The following is a 17,654-nucleotide window of genomic DNA, read 5'->3' as shown; positions in this document are numbered from 1 at the left end:
CGGCTACTTCACGCGCCGCACCAGCGCCGCCGTCGACCAGAGTGCCCAGGCGATGAGCAGCGGCTGGCCGAACAGCCGGCCGATCCGCTTGGCGTCGGTGTCCAGCCCGAACGCATCCTTGTGGTGCACGGCCTGGGCGATGTTGCCCGGAAAGATCGCGGTGAAGAAGGTGGCGGCGAGCAGCCCGACCTTGCCGCGCAGGCTGGTCGGGGCGAACAGCAGTGCGCTGCCGAGCGAGATCTCGGCCACGCCGGAAAGCAGCACCGTGGTGTCTTCCTTGAGTGGCACGAACTCCGGCACCTGGGCGCGAAAGTCATCCCGCGCAAAGGTCAGGTGACTCGTGCCGGCCACGACAAGAATCGCGCCGAGCGCGATCCGGCCCGCTGTGCGTGCTTTGGATGCGGGCGGGTTGCGTCGGTTCGTCATGGGGACTCCCTGTCGATCGGGCGAAACGGGTTGATGAGAATGTGCTGCGGCTAGCGGATGCCCGCGATGCGCTCCAGCCCGGCGCGCAGGATGAGCTCCTCGGGGTCGGCCAGCAGGTGGTGGTTGAGGTAGAGACCCTCCAGCCACTCGAGCACCTCGGCCTCGGGCAGGCCAACGGCGTCCCAGTCCACACCGGGCCGGGCGAGCACGGCCGGCTCCCCGTTGGCGGGGTCGGTCCAGGCCGAGGCGAGGGGTAGGTCGGGCTCCTCGTGCTCGGCGTTCCAGAGCAGCGCGATGCGGTGGTTGGGGCCGTCGATGTGGTCGTGGCCCACATGGCCGGCGCCGAGCCATGGCAGCATCAGCTGTTCGCCCTCGAGTTCGAGGTTCACGACCTCCAGCTGGGTCGGTTCGTCCGGGCTGGTGGCGTAGACGGTGAGGCCCAGCGCAGCCCACTCGGCCGCCTCGGCGGCGTCCATGGTGAGCTCTTCAAGCAGCGCGCTGACATGGTTCACGAACGGCACCGACCAGGCCAGCAGGGCTTGAGTGTCGGCGCGCGGCCACGGGCTGATGTCGCTGTCGACGCCGTCGGCGTTGTGGAAGTGGTGCTCCATGCCGCGCTCGGTCACGTCGAAGTGCAGCTCACCCTCTTCGAAGCCGATGTAGACCGCGGCGCCGTCGTCCAGCCACTGGGCATCCAGCACCGGGTGCGCGAAGCGCGGCGGCAGGGGTGGCGCGACCAGGGGAAGTAGACCCAGGTTGAGCACAGCGCAGAACTGCGTGTTGGGCAGGCGAAGGCTGGGGTCTGACACCGGTTTCATCTCCGTGGATCGTGGCGGGCGCGTGCCCATCTATCCAAGTATGGGGCAGACTGCCGACGGCGCGGATGCCGGGGGGCGCGCACCGGGTGCAGCGTGTGGTCAGGACCGGGCCAACCGGGTGCGTACCTCGGCGGCGACCGAGGTCAACGCGTCGGTGAAAGCGGTTAGTTGATCGGCATTCAGGCTTGCAGTGGACGCGGCGAGCATCTCGGAGAAGTCGTGGTGGAGGCCGCCCATCACGTCGTGCCCGTGCGGGGTGAGCTCCAGGTAGAGGCTGCGGCGGTCGCCGGGATGGTCCACCCGGTGCAGCAGAGCGGCCTCCACCAGCCGGCGGGCGATGGCCGTGATCGCCCCGGTGGTCATGCCCAGATACTCGGCCAGCTCCTTGGGCGTGATGCTCACCGACCTGGACACCATGAAGAGCGCGCGTAGTTCGGTGGCGCTCACGCCGGCATCCTCGGCGATGCGCTGCCGGTTAGCGTCGAGGGCGCTGACGAACGCCGTTGCGGCGGCCGGAAAGCCTGTTAGGGTGTGCGCGAGCGGTGCGGATGAGGTCATGGCATCTCCGGCCGGGTCGGAGCGAGGTGATTCACTCACGATGGATAGAAATTATTCTACCGAGTACTTCCCAAACTAGCTGATAATGTAGTTTAATGACTAAGCAACTTATTTACTAAGCGACATCAGGCATCGTCAAACCGCACCGTCAAACACGGATGGAGTACCTCATGATTCCCGACATCCTCTCGCCCGGCCAGTACGACACTGTTTACAATTCCCTGTCGCTGGTGATCGCCGCGCAGCTGTTCACGGCGGTGTTCCTGCTCATCGCGCTGCCGCGCATCCTGCCGCGGTACCGGCAGGCGATCACCGTGGCGATCATTGTCTGCGGTATCGCCGCGTACCACTACTTCCGCATCTTCGACTCGTTCAGGGAAGCCTTCGTGACCGAGGCCGCCGGTGGTCAGGGCGACTACACACAGGCTGCCGGAGCCGGGTTCAACGAGGGCTACCGGTACGTGGACTGGTTGCTCACGGTGCCGCTGCTGCTGGTGGAGCTCATCGCCGTCCTCGCCCTGGCCCGGTCGGTGCAGCGTGGCCTGCTGATGCGGCTCGTTCCCGCCGCCGCGCTCATGATCCTCCTCGGCTACCCCGGTGAGATCAGCGGCGACAACGGCATCCGCGGCCTGTTCGGGCTGCTCTCCACCATCCCGTTCGCCTACATCCTTTACGTCCTGTTCGTGCAGCTCACGAAGTCGCTGAACAAGCAGCCCGTGGGAGTGCGCAGAATCCTCAGCCAGCTGCGCTGGTTGCTGCTGTTGAGCTGGGGCGTCTACCCGATCGCCTACCTGCTGCCGATGCTGAACATCGAGGGCGCGGATGCCTGGGTCTTCAAGCAGGTCGGCTACTCGATCGCCGACATTCTGGCCAAGGCCGTCTACGCGTTGATCATCTTCAGGGTCGCCCGCATCAAGTCCTTCGACGATGACCCCGCTTTCGCCGAGGTTGAGGGCTCCGTCGACGAGAAGCCCGTCCGCGTCTGAGTCGCCGGTGTGGGCGGTGTGATCGGGAGCAGCATGGGTCAGACCTCCAGTGACCCGGACCCGGCGGCCCGGCGCCGCACCGCCCGCACCGGCTTTGTGCCATCGCGGTGCGGCCTGGCAACACCCGGGCCGGCGGAGGCCCGCTGCAGCGCCGCGATCACCGTGCCGATGGCGAGCCGTCGGGCGCTGCCGGTGCGCACCGCCGCCACGATCTGCCGGTGGGCCAGACCAAGCACCGGGCGGGCCACGATGCCCGCGCGCGGGTCCACCGCGAGCTCGGGGAGTACGGCCACCGACAGGCCCGCGGCCACGTGGTCCAGAAGTACCCGGTAGCTCGAGAACCGGCCGGCCACGACGGGTTCGAATCCTGCCAGTCGGCAGTTCCGGGGAACAAGTTCGCCCAGGTATGTGCCCGGCTCGTCCAGCGCCCACCGCTCGGTGGCCAGATCGGCCAGCGACACGCTGTGGAGCTCGCCCAGGGGATGGCCGGCCGCGGCAACGGCCATCAGCGGGTCGGTGGCCAGCGGGATCACCGTGATGGTGGGGCTCAGCAGTGTGCCGTCTGCCTCGTCGACGGTCACGACGAGGTCGCACCGGCCCTGGTCCAGCGCCGTGGTGGCCGCGCGTGGTTCGATCTCGAGCAGTTCCAACGTGAGCCGGGGGTGTGTGCGGGCCAGCTCCTTCGCCGCCCGGATCAGGATCGGCGCCATCGAGCTGGCGAAGCCGCCCACCCGCAGGTACCCGGCGGGCTCGGTGCTGATCTCGGCGATTTCCGCTTCGATGGCGTCCATGTGGTCGCGCAGCTCTCGCGCCCGCTCCACCAACAGCACTCCGGTGGCCGTGAGCGTGAGGGTACGGCCCACCCGGTCGAACAGGACCACTCCGGTCTCGGCCTCCAGCGCCGACAGCTGCTGCGACACCGTCGACGGGCTCAGCATCAGCTCGGCCGCCACCGCCCGCACGGTGCCCACCCGCGCGAACACGTCGAGGAGCCGCAGCCGCCATGGATTCAGGGTCATGGCCCGAGTCTACTGTTCGGCCAGACCGAACAGCATGGTGGAGAAGCTGGTCTAGACATGCACAGGGCCTCGTCGTTACCGTCTACCCATGTCTTCGAGGACGATCACCCCCGCCGCCACATCCGATACCGCGTTCTGGGCGGATGTCGACCGGCACGTGGTGCGCTACGGCAGCCCGTTTGTGCCGGAGATCATCGATTGCGCGCGAGGGAGCTTCGTCTACACCGAGGCCGGCCGCCAGATCCTGGACTTCACCTCCGGACAGATGAGTTCCATTCTCGGCCACTCGCATCCGGAGATCGTGGCCACGGTGCAGCGCCAGATCGCCAACCTCGACCACCTCTACAGCGGCATGCTCTCCCGGCCGGTCGTGGAGCTGTCCCGGCGGCTGGCCGAGACCCTGCCGCATCCGCTGACCAAGACCCTGCTGCTCACCACCGGGGCGGAGTCGAACGAGGCGGCCATCCGGATGGCCAAACTCGTCACCGGCAAGCACGAGATCGTCTCGTTCGCACGCTCCTGGCACGGCATGACCCTGGGCGCGGCCGGCGCCACCTACAGTTCGGGCCGACAGGGCTACGGGCCGGCGGCACCCGGCAACATCGCCATCCCCGTGCCCTACGAGTACCGGCCCGATTTTGTGGATGCCGAAGGCCGGCTCGACTGGCGCCGCCAACTAGACGTGGCCTTCGCGCTGGTCGACGCACAGTCCACCGGTAGCCTGGCCGCCTGCATCGTCGAGCCGATCCTCAGCTCCGGTGGCATCATCGAACCGCCGCTCGGCTACCTCGCGGCGCTCAAGCAGAAGTGCCAGGAGCGCGGGATGCTTCTCATCCTGGACGAAGCCCAGACCGGACTCTGCCGCACGGGCACCTGGTACGCCTTCGAGCGCGACGGTGTGGTGCCCGACATCCTCACCCTCTCCAAGACCCTGGGCGCCGGCCTGCCGCTGGCCGCGGTCATCACCACGGCCGAGATCGAACAGGCCGCCGCCGACCGTGGTTTCCTCTTCTTCACCACCCACGTCTCCGACCCCCTGGTCGCCGCCGTGGGCAACACCGTGCTCGACGTTCTGCAGCGCGACCAGCTTGATGTGCGCGCCGCCGAGCTCGGTGCGCTGCTCCGCGCCGGCCTGCTGTCGATCCAGGACCGGCACGCCGTGGTCGGGGATGTGCGCGGCCGTGGCCTGTTGCAGGGTGTGGAGCTCGTGCTCGATCGGGACACCAAGGAGGGCTCAGACGAGTTGGGCGCCGCGATCACTCGCCGGTGCCTCGAGTTGGGCCTGCACATGAACATCGTGCAGTTGCCCGGCATCGGCGGCACCTTCCGCATCGCGCCGCCCCTCACGAGCACCGAGGCCGAGATCGCATGGGGTCTCGAGATCCTCGACCAGGCGATCGGGGAGCACACTCCCGACTGACGCCTAGAGCTCGTCAGCCCAACGGAACCCGCCCGCTGGTCGAGCTTGTCGACATCGCACTGAGCCTGCCGAAGCAGACTCCGCGACTCGCACAATCACCGCACCTCCCTTAGCTGGCCGCGCGCTCATGCGGGCGCGTTACCCCAGCTCCCCGGTCCCACCCACAACCACGCGATCTCCGAGCGGCTGCGTCGGCCGCGCGTTGTGGTTGTGCACGCCCTCGAGGGTGCCGATCTGCCCCGCCGACATCGAAATCGGCGTACTCAGCACTACCCACTGCACGTCCTCGGTGCACGGCGGCGTGGTGAGGCTGCCCGAGTACTCGTAGTTCTCCAGCGACGCCGGCAGCACGGCCGAGACATCCAGCGTCACGACTTCTTCATCCGTGACATGAGTCGTCTCCTCGATGAACGGCGCCAGCGCGCCGGATGCGTCGCCCTCGGCCACCAGGACGCCGAGAACCAGCAGCTTGCCGTCGGCATCCGTGTTCACCAGGTGCAGCTCGGCCGCGGCCGGCTGGCCGTTCACGGTGTGCTCCGACGGCACGTGTGCGTGCATCTGCTGCAGGCTGTACTCGTCGCCGCCGAAGGTGAGGGTTTCGCCCTCCCCGTCGGCCTCGAACTCCACCGCGTGCCCGGTGTCGAAGACGTCACCCTCCGCGTTCTCCGCGCTCAACCGGATGCTGGTCGTCGGCGCGGGCACTGTGGCCGGCAGGTCGATCGGTGACTGGTCGGTGCCTACGGCGCAGGTCTCGAAACTGGCGTCCACGTCGCCCCACGACACGGGGCCGGTGTCGCCGTCGTACGACCAGTGGGCCGGCTCCGCCGCCGGTGTCGCGGTCGGCTCCGGGGCGGCTTGGGCGCAACCGGCAAGGGTGACGGCGGCCACGGCGAGGGCTGAGGAAAAGAGCCGGAATCGTACGGACATGGGAACTCCTAGAACTGTCTAGACGACGCCGCACCGAACATGCGGCGTGACCACCCTCCAACGAGGGCCGCCTTCCCGAATCATCCTCTGTGGACACAAGGCGAACTGCCGCGGCGTGGGGCCGAAGGGCCCGCCGGCAGCGTCGACGGGCGCGCGCCGGTACCAGCGGATGCGCTGCCCTGGCGGCGAGTTGCCACTTGAGGTCCTCTGAGTGCGCCGAACGCGCCTCAACTGTCATCTCGCGGCAGGGCCAGGCCCCGAGATGGCACTTTCGGCCAGTTGAGCAGCTCGCAACTGGCCTCAGCTGGCTTCTCGGCATTCAGCCACGCGTCAGGCGGCGGCGAGCGGGCCATCCGTAGCGGGGTTTGGTATTGCAGCGCGGGGCAGCGAGCAGGCTCGTGGTGGTGGTGTCGCGCTCCATCGACTGCAGCACCGCGGCGATCAACGCCACCACCCGGTACACGTCCGACGGGGTGCGGATCGGGGCATCCGCGGTCATGCCGTCGGCGGTGAGGAACTCCGGCAGGTCGCGGCCGGTCACATGCAGCCACCACAGCGTCCACGGATCCTCGGAGGAACTTCTTGCCGTCGGCACCCGAGTGGTGCGAATGTGGGGGTGTGATCGGTGTCGTTCGAAGGTCAGGTCACTAGGTTTCGACAAGCTCAACCAGCGAGATATTCAGCTCAAACCAGCGAGACAGGCTTGACCGCGAGGCGGGGGACGTCTCAGATTGTGGAGAATCCGATATGCGCACACTCACTGCGGGCCTCTTCTACTCCGTCGACGGGGTCGTGGAGTCGCCGAACCTCTGGCAGTTCGACAGCTTCGATGCCGAGATGAGCGAGGAGATGGGCGCGATGATGAGTCGCGTCGACACGGTACTTCTCGGCCGGGCGGGCTACCAGGAGTGGGCCGAGTACTGGCCGAATGCCGCCGCTGACGACCCGTTCGGCGGATTCATCAACCCGATTCCGAAGTTCGTCGCCTCCCGCACCCTCACCGGGGATCTCGACTGGCAGAATTCCCAGCTGATGGATGCGCCGCTGGAGGACTTCGTCACCGCGCTCAAGCAGTCTGAGGGCGGCGAGATCAGTGTCATGGCCAGCATCTCGTTGGTGCGGCAGCTGTTGTTCGCCGGCCTGCTGGACTCGTTGACCCTGATGATGCATCCGGTGGTGGCGGGGCAGGGCCGGCATCTCTTCGAGCCCAGCGATCCCGTCACCAAACTGGTCCTGCAGAAATCCAGCGTGACCAGCAAAGGCAACACCATCCTCAGCTACGGGCTCCGTATCGACTAGCCCGACAGACGGGCATGGTTGTATGGGTGCGAGAGGCGGTGCCCATGACTAAGGCCGTGTCAACCCGTGAGGTATACAGCAACGCTTGGATGACCGTGCGGGAGGACGTGGTGCGCCGGCCGGACGGCTCGACGGGCATCTACGGTGTCATCGACAAGCCCGACTTCGCCATCGTCGTGCCGTTTGTCGACGGCGGGTTCTGGCTGGTCCAACAATTCCGGTACACCGTGGGGCGGCGCGCGTGGGAGTTTCCGCAGGGCTCCTGGCCCGGTGCGAACGACGGCAGCCAGGAAGACCTGGCCCGCGCCGAACTGCAGGAAGAGACCGGGATGCGCGCCGGCGACGTGCGGCACCTGGCGCATTTCTACAGCGCCTACGGGCACAGCAGCCAGGGCTGCGATCTGTACCTGGCCACCGACCTGACGCCCGGGCCGCCGGAGCGGGAGGTCACCGAGCAGGACATGGTGCACCGTTGGTTCAGCGAAGAGGATTTCCGGCGGATGATCCGGTCCAGCGATATCGTGGACGCCGCAACCATCGCGGCCTACACCTACGTGCTGCTCGACCGGCAGGCCTGATCAGCTCCGCAAAACCGAACGGACACTCATGTTCTACGGGCACCCGCTGCAGTTCGGCACCTTCCTCACGCCCAGTAACGCCGACCCGGAGACGCCGGTGCGGCTGGCCGAGTTGAGCGAGCGCCTCGGCTACGACCTCGTCACCTTCCAGGACCACCCGTACCAACCCAGGTTCCTGGACACCTGGACCCTGCTGAGCTGGGTCGCCGCCCGCACCGACCGCATCCACCTGTCGGGCAATGTGCTCAACCTGCCGATGCGCCCACCGGCGGTGCTCGCCCGCGCGGCCGCGAGCCTCGACCTGCTCTCCCGCGGCCGGTTCGAGCTTGGCCTGGGCGCCGGCGGCTTCTGGGACGCCATCGGCGCCATGGGCGGCCGCACCCTCGCCGCCGGGCAGAGCGTTGACGCGCTCAGCGAGTCGATCGACGTCATCCGTGCTATCTGGAACGTCGACGACCGGTCGGCGCTGCACGTGGGCGGCGAGTTCTACCGGCTCGACGGCGCCAAGCGCGGGCCCGCCCCGGCGCACGACGTCCCAATTCTGCTCGGCGCCTACAAACCGCGGATGCTGCGCCTCACCGGCCGGAAGGCTGACGGATGGCTGCCGTCGCTTGCGCGTATGGAGCCCGGCGATCTCCGGCGGGCCAGCGCCATCATCGACCAGGCTGCCGTCGACGCCGGGCGCGATCCCCGGGCGATCCGGCGGCTGGTGAACATCAGCGGCACGTTCAGCCCGGCCGGCGGCGGGTTTCTCACGGGGCCGAGCAGTCAGTGGGTCGACGACCTGCTGCCCTACGTTCTGCAGGATGGCGTGGGCACGTTCATCGTGCTGGGCGACGAGCCTGCGGTGATTGAGCGCTTCGCCGCCGAGGTGGCACCGGCCCTGCGCGCCACGGTCGCCCGGGAGCACCCGGGCGCCGCCGGCTAGAAGTGCGTGAGGCAGTGGGCGGGCCGCTCCACGGCGAAGAGCCTGGCGGCCAGGAACGCGGCACCCGCGGTGTGTTCGCGCACCTTGTTCGCCGCCGCCAGTGACACAGGATTCACCGCGCCCAGGTAGATGGAGGAGAGCGCGGCGATGTCCAGTTCCAGGTCGGGCGCCTCGGTGGATGCGGTGACGCGCGCCGTGCCGCCCTGCACCTCGAGCGCGAAGGTGCCCGCGGTGAGACTCAGGCCGTCGGTGACCTTGAGGACCAGCGTGCCCTCGGCGGCGAAGTGGCGTGCTTCGAGTGCCTGGCGCACATCCAGGATGCGCAACCAGAGCAGGTCTCGCGGGTTCGACGCCGCGACGCAACGTGGGTCGGTCAGTGCCCAGGTGAGCGGGTTGTCCACCGGCGCCTCGTTCCAGGTGATGCGTTCCACCAGGTCGATGGCCGCCAGATACTGCCAGAGTTCCAAGTAGGCCGCCGGGGTAGCGGCCACCAGGTCAATGATCTCCATGGTTGCGGGTGTCTTGTCCCAGCCGCCGAATCGGTAGGAGACGTAGCCGTCGACTGTGCCGTCGACTGTGCCGTCGACTGTGCCGTCGGGCGTGCCGTCGGGCGCGTAGTGCAGCGCCGCCTTCACCTTGGCGTCGGGGCCGCCCTCGCGGCTTGTCACCCCGGCGGCCACCTGGCGGTAGAACTCCTGCCGGCCGATGGACCCCGGCTGTTCGCCGTGAACCCGAGCGAAGACCTGCGGTGCCAGCTCGAGAAGAACCTTGGGGTCGACGACCTCCACGGTTCCCGCCCGCACATGCTCCAGCCGGAACTTGGCACCGGTATCCACCGTGATGCTTTGCTCGGCGGTGGCCATGCCGAAACCGAATCGACCGTAGATCGACGCCTCCGACGCGGTGAGGGCCGCGATTGCGATGCCGGTGCCCTTGGCCAAGGCGAGGTCCTCCGTCATCATGCGGCGCAGCAGACCGCGCCGCCGGTGTGAGGTGCGCACCGTCACGCCGGTGATCAGGTGCGCATCCAGCAACCTACCGAAGCCGATGTTGAGCGTGCTCTGCTGAGACCCGAACGTGGCCACCGGCACCTCGCTGCCCAGCGAGTGCGGGGCCGGCTGCCCGGTTTGGTAGGCGCCCGTGAAGACGGCGCCGTCCACACGGCTCCTGTTGATGGACTCCTGAACGCGCTCGTCGGTGCTGCGCTCCTCGTGGAACCCGAAGGAGACCGCGCTATCCCAGGCCACCGCTTCGGGATATCCGGGCTCGCCGGGGGCTGCCGGCTCAAACCGACGGATCTCGTATTCTGCGTTCATCGGGGACATGCATCCGAGTGTACGGAACCGCGTCTCGGACCACCCGGCGAACGCTTAGAACGGCGGGTTTTCGGGGACCGGTGGTGTCGGTGTCCGGGTTGGCCGGTGCCGCGGAGGCATCAGGTAGCTATCCTCCGGGGGGCGTTTCCGGGTTTTCGGCCCCACCACCGGGAGTTGCGGCCGGGGTGGTCCCATGGGGTTGGCGGGGTCGGTGCGGTAGCTGCGTTTGCCCGGGTGAGGTCCAGAGCAGGATCCCGCCGGGTTCCTGAGTGACCCGCCAGTGGGTGAGGTGTTTGAGGCGGTGGTGGGGTTCGCAGAGATGGGCGAGGTTGTCGCAGTCGGTGGTGCCGCCGTCGGCCCAGTCGTGGGTGTGGTCGATGTCGCTGGTGACCGCGGGCCGGGAGCAGCCGGGGAATCGGCAGGTTTCGTCTCGCACCCTCAGCCATTTCTTCATGGCTTTGGTGTTCTTGTGTTGGGTTTTGCCCAGGGAGAGCACGACTCCGGTTTCGGGGTGGGTGAGTAGTCGGGTGAAGCTGGGGGCGTGTCCGGCGATCTGTCGGGCGATTTCGGGGGAGATCGGGCCGTAGCCTTCGAGGGTGGCGGGTTCCTCGTCCAGGCCGAGCAGGGTGAGCACGGGCACGGTGATCATCACCGTGCCGCGGATCCCGGCGCCCATCCCGTCGGGGGTGATGCCGTCCAGCAGGAGGGCCCGGGTGATGTCGGCGCGGAGCTGGTCCAGGGTGCGTTTCGTCTCCTCCGCATCAGCTGCCGCATCTGCCGTCGCGCCGGTCCCCGCGTTCGCCGTCGTGCCGTTCCCTGCGCTCGCGTCCGCCTCCGTGCCTGTCCCCGCGCTGGCGTCCGCGCCTGCCTGCCCGCTTCCCAACCCGACGGCTTCCCCGGCCGCGTCGCCGGCCCGGGTGGGGTCGCCGAGTTTCTTCAGACTCGCCGCCATCGTGTTGATCCGGGTGTAGGCGGCTTTGGTGTCGTGGGCGGTGCCGTACCAGTGCAACCAGCCCATCCCATCCGGGGCTGCCTCCCACCGGGTGTGCCTCTCGGCCAGGGCGTTGGTGGTGCGGATCACGATGGACTCCGGGTGCAACCGCTCCCGCAGCCGGCGGGCCCTGTCCGTGAACCGGCTGACCGGGAGTCGTTTCGCGTCTGGCAGTACCTTGTCCTCGAAGGCCTCCTGGTCCTCCACGGGCAGGGTGCGCATCTGGTCGATGAGCACGGTGGCGTGCCGGTAGCTGATCTCGCCGTTGGAGAGGGCGTGGAAGGTTGCCGGGGCCGACAGGAGCCAGAGTGACTGCTCCATCAGGTGTTCCACCGTGCGTTCGGCCATCCGTAGCAGGCAGGCGGTCTCACTCACGATCGTGCGCCGGGCCACGTCCCGGTCCTCCCACCGGCCATAGAAGGCCGCGCGGGCCTGATCCTCGGTCATGCTGGCCGCGTTCACGTCGGCCAACCGGATGCTCTCCGGGTTGCCGTGCAGCCGGGAGGACACCTGCGGGTCCTCGCTCCAGCTCTGCAGCTCGACGAGGAACTCGGCCTGCCGGGCCTGCGCGTGGGCGATGGCCCGGGCCTCGGCCGCGATCAGCTCGGTGCGGCGAGCCAGCTCCGAACAGACCCGCTCATCCAAGGTCGGATTGGGGACATAAGCCTCACGCCCTGCCGGTGCGTGCCCTGCCGGTGTCGGCCCGGCCGCGGTGGACTCGAGTCCGGCCGGCTCGAGTGCCGGTTCAGCTGCGGGGGACTCCGCCGACCCAGCTTGCGTCGGGTCGGCGGGGGCGGGGGTGTTGCCAGGTGGAGCGGACCCCGGAGAGTAGTGGTCATCATCCGGAGCGGGCGGTAGTGCCTGGTCGGGGTTACTCATAATGAGATCGTCTCACCTACCACCGACACTGCCCCCGCACGCCCCCACACCCCACCCGACCCATCCGCGAACCGTGAGAAAAGCACCCAAAATCGCGAAAGTGCGGTGCTTAACTCACGGTTCGCGAGGTGGGAGCGAGGGGGAAGGGGACGCGTCAGGCGCGGGCGGCGAGGGCTTCGCGGGCGCGCTTCATCGAGGTGCTGAGACCCCACTGGGTGCTCAGCTCCTCCAGCTTGTCGACCTGCTCGGGCGTGCTCAGGCGGATGCGGGCGTCGAAGGCCGGCAGCTCCAGGTTGCGCACCACGTTCACCACCGCCGGAGCCACGACCAGGTAGTCCGCCGCGGCGAGGATCTTCGCCCGCACGGACGCGCTCAGCTTCACCTCGGGGTCGGCGGCGGCCGCGACGATGCCGTTCAGGTCGCCGAACTCGGCCAGCAGGGTCGCCGCGGTCTTCTCACCCACCCCGGCTACCCCGGGCAGGCCGTCGGAGGCGTCGCCGCGCATCGCGGCGAAGTCCGCGTACTGCAGAGGGGTGACCCCGGTCTTGGCCGTGAGCGACGCATCGGTGAGGATCTCCAGCCGGGCCATGCCGCGCCCGGTGTAGACCACCCGCACGTCGCGGGAGTCGTCGACGAGCTGGAACAGGTCGCGGTCGCCGGTGATCACGTCCACGGGGATGTCGGCGTGCGAGGCGAGGGTGCCGATCACGTCGTCGGCCTCGTGGTGGGCGGCGCCGACAATGGGGATGCCGAGTGCGGTGAGCACCTCGCGGATGATCGGCACCTGCGGGCTGAGCAGGTCGGGCACGACCTCGATCGACGGGTCGGCATCCGCAACAGGCCCGGCATCCGTCGCGGGCACAGCCGCCACCCGGTGGGTCTTGTAGGTGGGGATGAGGTCGACCCGCCACTGCGGGCGCCAGTCGTCGTCCCAGCAGGCCACGATCTCGGTGGGCTGGAACTCGGTGGTGAGCCGGGCGATCATGTCGAGCAGCCCGCGCACGGCGTTGACGGGCTCGCCGTTCGGCGCCCGCACGGTGTCTGGCACCCCGAAGTACGCGCGGAAATAGAGCGAGGCGGAGTCAAGGAGCATCCGGCGTTCGGGTTGAGTGGTCACGGCGGCATCCTGCCACATCGGCCACGCCGGATCCAGACTGGGCGTGATCATCGGCGCACGGATGGCTGCGGCCGGTCAGTCGTACCGAACGGCTCCACGATGTAGCTGCGGCCGGCGGCGAAGTTCGATTCGCGCCGGGCACCAGCCACGTCACCGACCGCCAGTTCGGCCTTGGTGCCGTGGAACAGTGCCCCCGACTCATGCACTTCGAACGGTATCGGGCCATCAGCCAGGTGTTCCTCCAGTGCGGTCGGTCGGGCTGGCGGTGGACGACCAGTCGGCGTCCCGGAGTCGCTCACAGCCGTCCAGGAGTAGGTCGAGGGCGAACTCGAACTCGAATCTGTCGTCGCAGCCGCGCGCCACGACCGAGTTGTCGTGCCTGGCCACGCCGCTGATCCGCAGAATGTGCGGGTATCGCCCGGCCATCGCCTGCAGTTGCGCCGCCTGCGCGTCGGGATCGGCAGGCGGCTGGTGCGGCCCGGCCGATGTGTCGAAGAGCTCCTGGGTGAATCCCCACATGCGGCTTCCCAGCGCGTGCATCACGTGGTGTGTGAGGTCTGCCGAGAACCCGCCGGCCAGAAAGATCCCGATCGTGGACTCCAGGTAATCCAGCACGGTCGGCGTCTGGCGGGTGCGCGATTCGAGCACCGACCGGGCCCACGGATGCCGCAGCAGCATCTGCCGGGCCGAGAGCACCCGCAGGCGCACCGCGGCCTTCCAGCCGAGGGCGACGTCGGGCGGGTCGATCTCGGCGACGATCACGTCGACCATCCCATCAAGCAGCTCGTCCTTGTTCGCCACGTGCTTGTACAGCGCCATCGGCACCACGCCGAGCTCCTCGGCCAGCCGGCGCATGCTCAGTGCGTCGATGCCGGTCCGATCGGCCAGCTCCACGGCGGCCTGCAGCACGCGATCACGGTTGAGACGCGCCCGCGGGGCGACCAGAAGTTGAGCCATGGAGGTTCCTTTGCGGCGAGATCGGACTCGCCCATTGACAGGAGTACAGCGTACACCTTAGAGTCGAGCACGCCGAGGTGTACGCCGTACACCTATCGCCTTGACCAAGGAGTCCACCATGACCGCCACCCGCAGAGCCGCGATCCTCATCGGCGTGTTCTTTCTCCTCACTGAGATCGGCGCGATCGCCGCCCGCCTGCTCTACGCCCCGGTACTGACCATCCCCGGGTACGTCCTCGGCTCCGGCCGGGACCCTCTCGTCTACACCGGGGTGCTGTTCGAGGTGCTGCTCGTGATCGCGGTCGTTGGCACCGCCGTGGCGGCCTACCCCGTGCTCGCCCGGCACAACCGCGCGGTGGCGCTGGCCTACGTGACCGCGCGCATCCTCGAGGCGGCGATCATAACGCTGGGCACCCTCAGCCTGCTCACCGTGCTGATGCTGCGGCAGCAGCCCCACGCCGAACCGGGTGCTCTCGAGACCGTCGCCGACGCGTTGCTGGCGCTGCAGGACGGCACTCTGCTGTTCGGACCGGGCTTGGCCCTGGGCATCGGTTCGATCCTGCTGGCGTCTCTGATGTACACCTCCCGCCTGGTGCCCCGCGGCATCGCGGTGCTCGGCCTGGCGGGAGGGGCGGTCATCACCCTGTCCACCGTGGCCGTCATCTTCGGCCTGTACGGCCAGTTTTCCGCAATCGGGCTGGTTGTTGCACTGCCCGTGTTCGTCTGGGAGATTTCGCTGGCCCTCTGGCTCATTTTCAAGGGCTTCAATACCGCCGCACTCGAACGGATGCCGCGCCGCAGCGTCGACGCCGCAGGGGCGGAGGTGGCCTCATGAGGGCCGCCGTGTATCGGCGGTTCGGCGCGCCGGATGTCGTCGAGCTCGCCGAGATTCCCACACCAACGCCCGGGCCGACTGACCTGCTCATCAAGGTCGTCGCCAGCACCGTGAGCGCCGCCGACCACCGCGCCCGGTCCCGAGAGGTGCCCACGGGGCTCGGCCTGCTGGCCAAGGTCGGACTGGGGTTCTTCCGGCCGCGCCACCGGGTGCTCGGCATGGATGCCGCTGGGGTCGTCGAGGCTGTGGGGGAGAGGGTCACCCGGTTCAACCCCGGCGACGAGGTCATCGCGATGCTCGGCGGCGCGTTTGGAGGCCACGCCGAATACGCCCTGATCGGCCAGGACCGAGCGATCGCGGCCAAGCCCGCCGGGATGGCGTTCGACGAGGCTGTTGCCCTCGTTTTCGGCGGCATCACGGCGCGGGCCTACCTGAACCGCGTCGACATCCGGCCCGGCGCACGGGTGCTGGTCAACGGCGCATCCGGAGCCGTCGGCACGGCTGCGGTGCAACTGGCTGCGGCCCTCGGCGCACAGGTGACCGCGGTCTGTGCGGCCCGGAACGCCGAACTGGTCACCGCGCTCGGCGCCAGCCGGGTGATCGACTATGCCACCGAGGACTTCGCTGCGGACCCTGCCGGAATCGCCACCTACGACGTGATCATCGACTGCGTCGGCAACGCGTCGTTCGACCGGGTACAACGCCTGATCGCCCCCGGCGGCGCCCTGCTGGCGATCATCACCGACCTCGACGGCATCCTTCGCGCGAAGTCCCGCACCCGCCGAAGCGGCAAGCTCCTGAGCGCCAGCGGTGTGGAGTATCGCGCCGACGACTTGGAGTACCTCGTGAGCCTCGCGGACTCCGACCGGCTCCGGCCCGTGATCGACCGGAGCTACGACCTTGCCGAGATCGTGGCGGCCCATCGATTCGTCGACGCCGGCCACAAGCGCGGTGCCGTGGTGCTGCGCATCGTCGGCGAGCCGCACCGGCCATCCGCGGCGCCGGAAGGCAAGGCTGAGCCCGACTGACCGGAACGCTAGCCGTTCTGGCTGACCAGGGCCTGCGCCGAAATGCTGCGGTTCACCACGCCTTCGGCCGCGGCTCGCAGGGTGATCTCGTGCACCCGGGCGTAGTCGCGCAGAGCCGTGAAGGCCTCGGTCATGGTGCACGTGCGCATTTGGGCGAGCACCCCCTTGGCCTGCTCCACCAGGATCCGGGTGTCCAGCGCGAGGTGTAGCTGGGCAGCCACGACCTCGGGCTGACGAAAACTGCGTTCGTGCAGGATGCCGACGGTCGCGACATCCGCCAGTGCCTGGGCGAGCTGGGCGTCGCGCGCACTGAGCACGCCAGGCACCGTGCTGAGCAGGTTCATCGCGCCGATGACCTCACCGTGCAGCCGGAGCGGGGTGGCGTGGGCGGCCCGAAAACCCTGGTCAAGCGCCGTTCGGCGAAACCGCGGCCACCGGTCGGAGTCTGTGGCGATGTCGGGAATGCTCACCACCGAACCTGTGGCGTAGCAGTCGATGCACGGGCCGGCCCCGGCGGCGACGATCATGACCTCCACGGTTTCGGCCTCTTCGCTGGTCGAGGCCACCAGCTCGAGGGCGCCGGCGCCGTCGGCCAGGAGGATGCCGCCGGACTGTACCGAGAGCAGCTCGGTGCACGTGTGAACGAGGGTCGACAGTAGGTCGACGACATCGTAGTTTTCGACCAAAGTGCCGGCCACGCGCACAAAGGCGTCGTTGATTCTCTCTTCACGGGGGCTGTCAGCCGCGTGTTCAATGTCGTGCATATCTGCCTACTCTGGAAGTTCTGCGAAATTGAGTCGTCGGCTGACGACGGCGTGGGCAATCTCTTGGACGGTGTATCCGCTGGAAAAAGCGTAGGCCCGAATTCGTGAGAACGCATCCGTGGCGCTGACCTCCAGCTGGCCCAGCACCATTCCGGTGGCCTGGTGGATTTCTCTGCGCGATTCGATCGGCTCCTCGTGGTCGGGAGACTCGTGCTCGGCCAGGAGGATAGCGCGGCGGAAGGCGGGCCCGGCGACGGCGCGACAGAGCGACGCGCCGATCTCGGCGGAGCGCTCACCGAGGATTCCGGGTGTGCTGCGGTAGCACGTGACCGTTCCGGTGCACGCGGCTCCCAGCATTAGGGGGAAAGTGAAAATCGCGCCGACGGTCAATTCGGCGGCGCTCCGCAGGAACGCCGGCCACTGCTCCGTGGCCACGAGATCGGGAGCCGACACGAGTGTCGCGGTCCTGAAGGCATCGAATGAGGGACCCTCGCCCAGGTCGAATTGCATCTCTTCCAACCGGGCGGCGGTGGCGTCGGTGGCGTGAATCAGCGAGGCTCGGCGGCCCTGATCGAAGACCGAAATGGCCGCACCGGTGATGGGCAGCAACTCGACGAACGGCGAGGCCAACCCGCCCGACGTCGGCGGTGTTACCGAGACCTCAATCATCAGCACCCCCTGCTGTGTCACTGGTCATTTCCTGGCGGGCAGGTGTTTCTGTGCAATCCCTACCCAACCCAACGTTAGTCCTGGTGGGCACGCGACGACCAGCCTGACCCGCTGCGACAACGGATGCCCGGCGCTACTG

The 17,654-nt window shown here is 68.4% G+C and carries 20 protein-coding genes; 7 read left to right on the top strand and 13 right to left on the bottom strand.

What is annotated here, in order from left to right; translation table 11 throughout:
• Positions 1 to 3: 3 nt before the first annotated feature.
• The 3 genes from BJQ95_RS18750 to BJQ95_RS18740 form a co-directional block, all read right to left on the bottom strand.
• Positions 4 to 426 (bottom strand): MauE/DoxX family redox-associated membrane protein, encoded by a 423-nt coding sequence (locus BJQ95_RS18750; protein ID WP_130176210.1) that lies wholly within the window; start codon positions 424 to 426, stop codon positions 4 to 6.
• Between the two features lie 50 nt (positions 427 to 476).
• Entirely contained in the window at positions 477 to 1,235 is a 759-nt protein-coding gene (locus BJQ95_RS18745) for a hypothetical protein (RefSeq protein WP_130176209.1), read from the bottom strand.
• Between the two features lie 108 nt (positions 1,236 to 1,343).
• Positions 1,344 to 1,841 (bottom strand): MarR family winged helix-turn-helix transcriptional regulator, encoded by a 498-nt coding sequence (locus tag BJQ95_RS18740; RefSeq protein ID WP_130176208.1) that lies wholly within the window; start codon positions 1,839 to 1,841, stop codon positions 1,344 to 1,346.
• 131 nt (positions 1,842 to 1,972) lie between these two features.
• Between BJQ95_RS18740 and BJQ95_RS18735 the strand changes: the two genes are divergently transcribed.
• Entirely contained in the window at positions 1,973 to 2,788 is an 816-nt protein-coding gene (locus BJQ95_RS18735) for a bacteriorhodopsin-like (protein ID WP_130176207.1), read from the top strand.
• 38 nt (positions 2,789 to 2,826) lie between these two features.
• Here the strand turns inward: BJQ95_RS18735 and BJQ95_RS18730 are convergent, their stop codons facing one another.
• On the bottom strand, positions 2,827 to 3,807 hold the full coding sequence (locus tag BJQ95_RS18730; protein WP_130176206.1) for a LysR family transcriptional regulator: 981 nt from the start codon (positions 3,805 to 3,807) through the stop codon (positions 2,827 to 2,829).
• A gap of 88 nt (positions 3,808 to 3,895) precedes the next feature.
• Between BJQ95_RS18730 and BJQ95_RS18725 the strand changes: the two genes are divergently transcribed.
• Positions 3,896 to 5,227 (top strand): aspartate aminotransferase family protein, encoded by a 1,332-nt coding sequence (locus BJQ95_RS18725; RefSeq protein ID WP_130176205.1) that lies wholly within the window; start codon positions 3,896 to 3,898, stop codon positions 5,225 to 5,227.
• Between the two features lie 138 nt (positions 5,228 to 5,365).
• Here BJQ95_RS18725 and BJQ95_RS18720 read toward each other — a convergent pair whose 3' ends face one another.
• Positions 5,366 to 6,154, bottom strand: a complete 789-nt coding sequence (locus tag BJQ95_RS18720) for a carbonic anhydrase (protein WP_130176204.1) — start codon at positions 6,152 to 6,154, stop codon at positions 5,366 to 5,368.
• Positions 6,155 to 6,473: 319 nt separating this feature from the next.
• Entirely contained in the window at positions 6,474 to 6,695 is a 222-nt protein-coding gene (locus BJQ95_RS18715; RefSeq protein WP_130176203.1) for a hypothetical protein, read from the bottom strand.
• A gap of 206 nt (positions 6,696 to 6,901) precedes the next feature.
• Between BJQ95_RS18715 and BJQ95_RS18710 the strand changes: the two genes are divergently transcribed.
• Genes BJQ95_RS18710 through BJQ95_RS18700 form a run of 3 tightly spaced genes read left to right on the top strand, consistent with a single transcriptional unit; the run spans position 6,902 to position 8,959 of the window.
• Positions 6,902 to 7,453, top strand: coding sequence for a dihydrofolate reductase family protein (locus BJQ95_RS18710; protein ID WP_130176202.1), 552 nt, complete (start codon positions 6,902 to 6,904; stop codon positions 7,451 to 7,453).
• 44 nt (positions 7,454 to 7,497) lie between these two features.
• Entirely contained in the window at positions 7,498 to 8,031 is a 534-nt protein-coding gene (locus tag BJQ95_RS18705; RefSeq protein WP_130176201.1) for an NUDIX hydrolase, read from the top strand.
• Between the two features lie 28 nt (positions 8,032 to 8,059).
• Positions 8,060 to 8,959, top strand: a complete 900-nt coding sequence (locus tag BJQ95_RS18700) for an LLM class flavin-dependent oxidoreductase (RefSeq protein WP_130176200.1) — start codon at positions 8,060 to 8,062, stop codon at positions 8,957 to 8,959.
• Here BJQ95_RS18700 and BJQ95_RS18695 read toward each other — a convergent pair.
• From BJQ95_RS18695 to BJQ95_RS18675, 5 genes are all read right to left on the bottom strand, one after another.
• Positions 8,956 to 10,275 carry a GNAT family N-acetyltransferase gene (locus BJQ95_RS18695; protein WP_370688401.1) on the bottom strand — a complete coding sequence of 440 codons (1,320 nt, stop codon included), beginning with the start codon at positions 10,273 to 10,275 and terminating at the stop codon, positions 8,956 to 8,958. The genes BJQ95_RS18700 and BJQ95_RS18695 overlap by 4 nt on opposite strands.
• A 127-nt stretch (positions 10,276 to 10,402) precedes the next feature.
• Positions 10,403 to 11,911 (bottom strand): HNH endonuclease signature motif containing protein, encoded by a 1,509-nt coding sequence (locus tag BJQ95_RS18690; protein ID WP_256041464.1) that lies wholly within the window; start codon positions 11,909 to 11,911, stop codon positions 10,403 to 10,405.
• Positions 11,912 to 12,299: 388 nt separating this feature from the next.
• A complete protein-coding gene (locus BJQ95_RS18685; protein ID WP_130176754.1) occupies positions 12,300 to 13,238 on the bottom strand; it encodes a 5'-3' exonuclease in 939 nt (312 codons plus the stop codon).
• A gap of 71 nt (positions 13,239 to 13,309) precedes the next feature.
• Positions 13,310 to 13,468 (bottom strand): hypothetical protein, encoded by a 159-nt coding sequence (locus BJQ95_RS18680; protein WP_205750051.1) that lies wholly within the window; start codon positions 13,466 to 13,468, stop codon positions 13,310 to 13,312.
• 19 nt (positions 13,469 to 13,487) lie between these two features.
• Positions 13,488 to 14,219, bottom strand: a complete 732-nt coding sequence (locus BJQ95_RS18675) for a TetR/AcrR family transcriptional regulator (protein ID WP_130176695.1) — start codon at positions 14,217 to 14,219, stop codon at positions 13,488 to 13,490.
• A 118-nt stretch (positions 14,220 to 14,337) separates the two neighbouring features.
• Between BJQ95_RS18675 and BJQ95_RS18670 the strand changes: the two genes are divergently transcribed.
• Positions 14,338 to 15,054: a DUF4386 domain-containing protein gene (locus BJQ95_RS18670; protein WP_130176696.1), complete on the top strand. Its 717-nt coding sequence runs from the start codon at positions 14,338 to 14,340 to the stop codon at positions 15,052 to 15,054.
• The gene (locus BJQ95_RS18665; protein WP_130176697.1) at positions 15,051 to 16,082 is read left to right on the top strand and encodes an NAD(P)-dependent alcohol dehydrogenase; all 1,032 of its coding nucleotides are present in this window, start codon (positions 15,051 to 15,053) and stop codon (positions 16,080 to 16,082) included. Before BJQ95_RS18670 ends, BJQ95_RS18665 begins: the two co-directional genes overlap by 4 nt.
• 8 nt (positions 16,083 to 16,090) lie before the next feature.
• On the opposite strand, the gene BJQ95_RS18660 is transcribed toward BJQ95_RS18665, so the two are convergent.
• Complete coding sequence (locus BJQ95_RS18660) at positions 16,091 to 16,846, bottom strand: GAF and ANTAR domain-containing protein (RefSeq protein ID WP_130176698.1); 756 nt, start codon at positions 16,844 to 16,846, stop codon at positions 16,091 to 16,093.
• Positions 16,847 to 16,852: 6 nt separating this feature from the next.
• The gene (locus BJQ95_RS18655) at positions 16,853 to 17,536 is read right to left on the bottom strand and encodes an ANTAR domain-containing protein (protein ID WP_130176699.1); all 684 of its coding nucleotides are present in this window, start codon (positions 17,534 to 17,536) and stop codon (positions 16,853 to 16,855) included.
• Positions 17,537 to 17,654 lie beyond the last annotated feature (118 nt).

This window comes from Cryobacterium sp. SO1 (assembly GCF_004210215.2).
In the GTDB taxonomy this organism is placed as follows: Bacteria; Actinomycetota; Actinomycetes; order Actinomycetales; family Microbacteriaceae; genus Cryobacterium.
The sequence above is the reverse complement of the archived record's forward strand: the minus strand, read 5'-3'. Positions and strand labels throughout refer to the sequence as shown.

What these genes read in the sequence shown, in the direction of transcription:
- BJQ95_RS18750 (WP_130176210.1), bottom strand. Translation starts at nt 426, where the DNA reads ATGACGAACCGACGCAACCCGCCCGCATCCAAAGCACGCACAGCGGGC.
- BJQ95_RS18735 (WP_130176207.1), top strand. Translation starts at nt 1,973, where the DNA reads ATGATTCCCGACATCCTCTCGCCCGGCCAGTACGACACTGTTTACAAT.
- BJQ95_RS18730 (WP_130176206.1), bottom strand. Translation starts at nt 3,807, where the DNA reads ATGACCCTGAATCCATGGCGGCTGCGGCTCCTCGACGTGTTCGCGCGG.
- BJQ95_RS18725 (WP_130176205.1), top strand. Translation starts at nt 3,896, where the DNA reads ATGTCTTCGAGGACGATCACCCCCGCCGCCACATCCGATACCGCGTTC.
- BJQ95_RS18720 (WP_130176204.1), bottom strand. Translation starts at nt 6,154, where the DNA reads ATGTCCGTACGATTCCGGCTCTTTTCCTCAGCCCTCGCCGTGGCCGCC.
- BJQ95_RS18710 (WP_130176202.1), top strand. Translation starts at nt 6,902, where the DNA reads ATGCGCACACTCACTGCGGGCCTCTTCTACTCCGTCGACGGGGTCGTG.
- BJQ95_RS18705 (WP_130176201.1), top strand. Translation starts at nt 7,498, where the DNA reads ATGACTAAGGCCGTGTCAACCCGTGAGGTATACAGCAACGCTTGGATG.
- BJQ95_RS18700 (WP_130176200.1), top strand. Translation starts at nt 8,060, where the DNA reads ATGTTCTACGGGCACCCGCTGCAGTTCGGCACCTTCCTCACGCCCAGT.
- BJQ95_RS18695 (WP_370688401.1), bottom strand. Translation starts at nt 10,275, where the DNA reads ATGAACGCAGAATACGAGATCCGTCGGTTTGAGCCGGCAGCCCCCGGC.
- BJQ95_RS18685 (WP_130176754.1), bottom strand. Translation starts at nt 13,238, where the DNA reads ATGCTCCTTGACTCCGCCTCGCTCTATTTCCGCGCGTACTTCGGGGTG.
- BJQ95_RS18675 (WP_130176695.1), bottom strand. Translation starts at nt 14,219, where the DNA reads ATGGCTCAACTTCTGGTCGCCCCGCGGGCGCGTCTCAACCGTGATCGC.
- BJQ95_RS18670 (WP_130176696.1), top strand. Translation starts at nt 14,338, where the DNA reads ATGACCGCCACCCGCAGAGCCGCGATCCTCATCGGCGTGTTCTTTCTC.
- BJQ95_RS18665 (WP_130176697.1), top strand. Translation starts at nt 15,051, where the DNA reads ATGAGGGCCGCCGTGTATCGGCGGTTCGGCGCGCCGGATGTCGTCGAG.
- BJQ95_RS18660 (WP_130176698.1), bottom strand. Translation starts at nt 16,846, where the DNA reads ATGCACGACATTGAACACGCGGCTGACAGCCCCCGTGAAGAGAGAATC.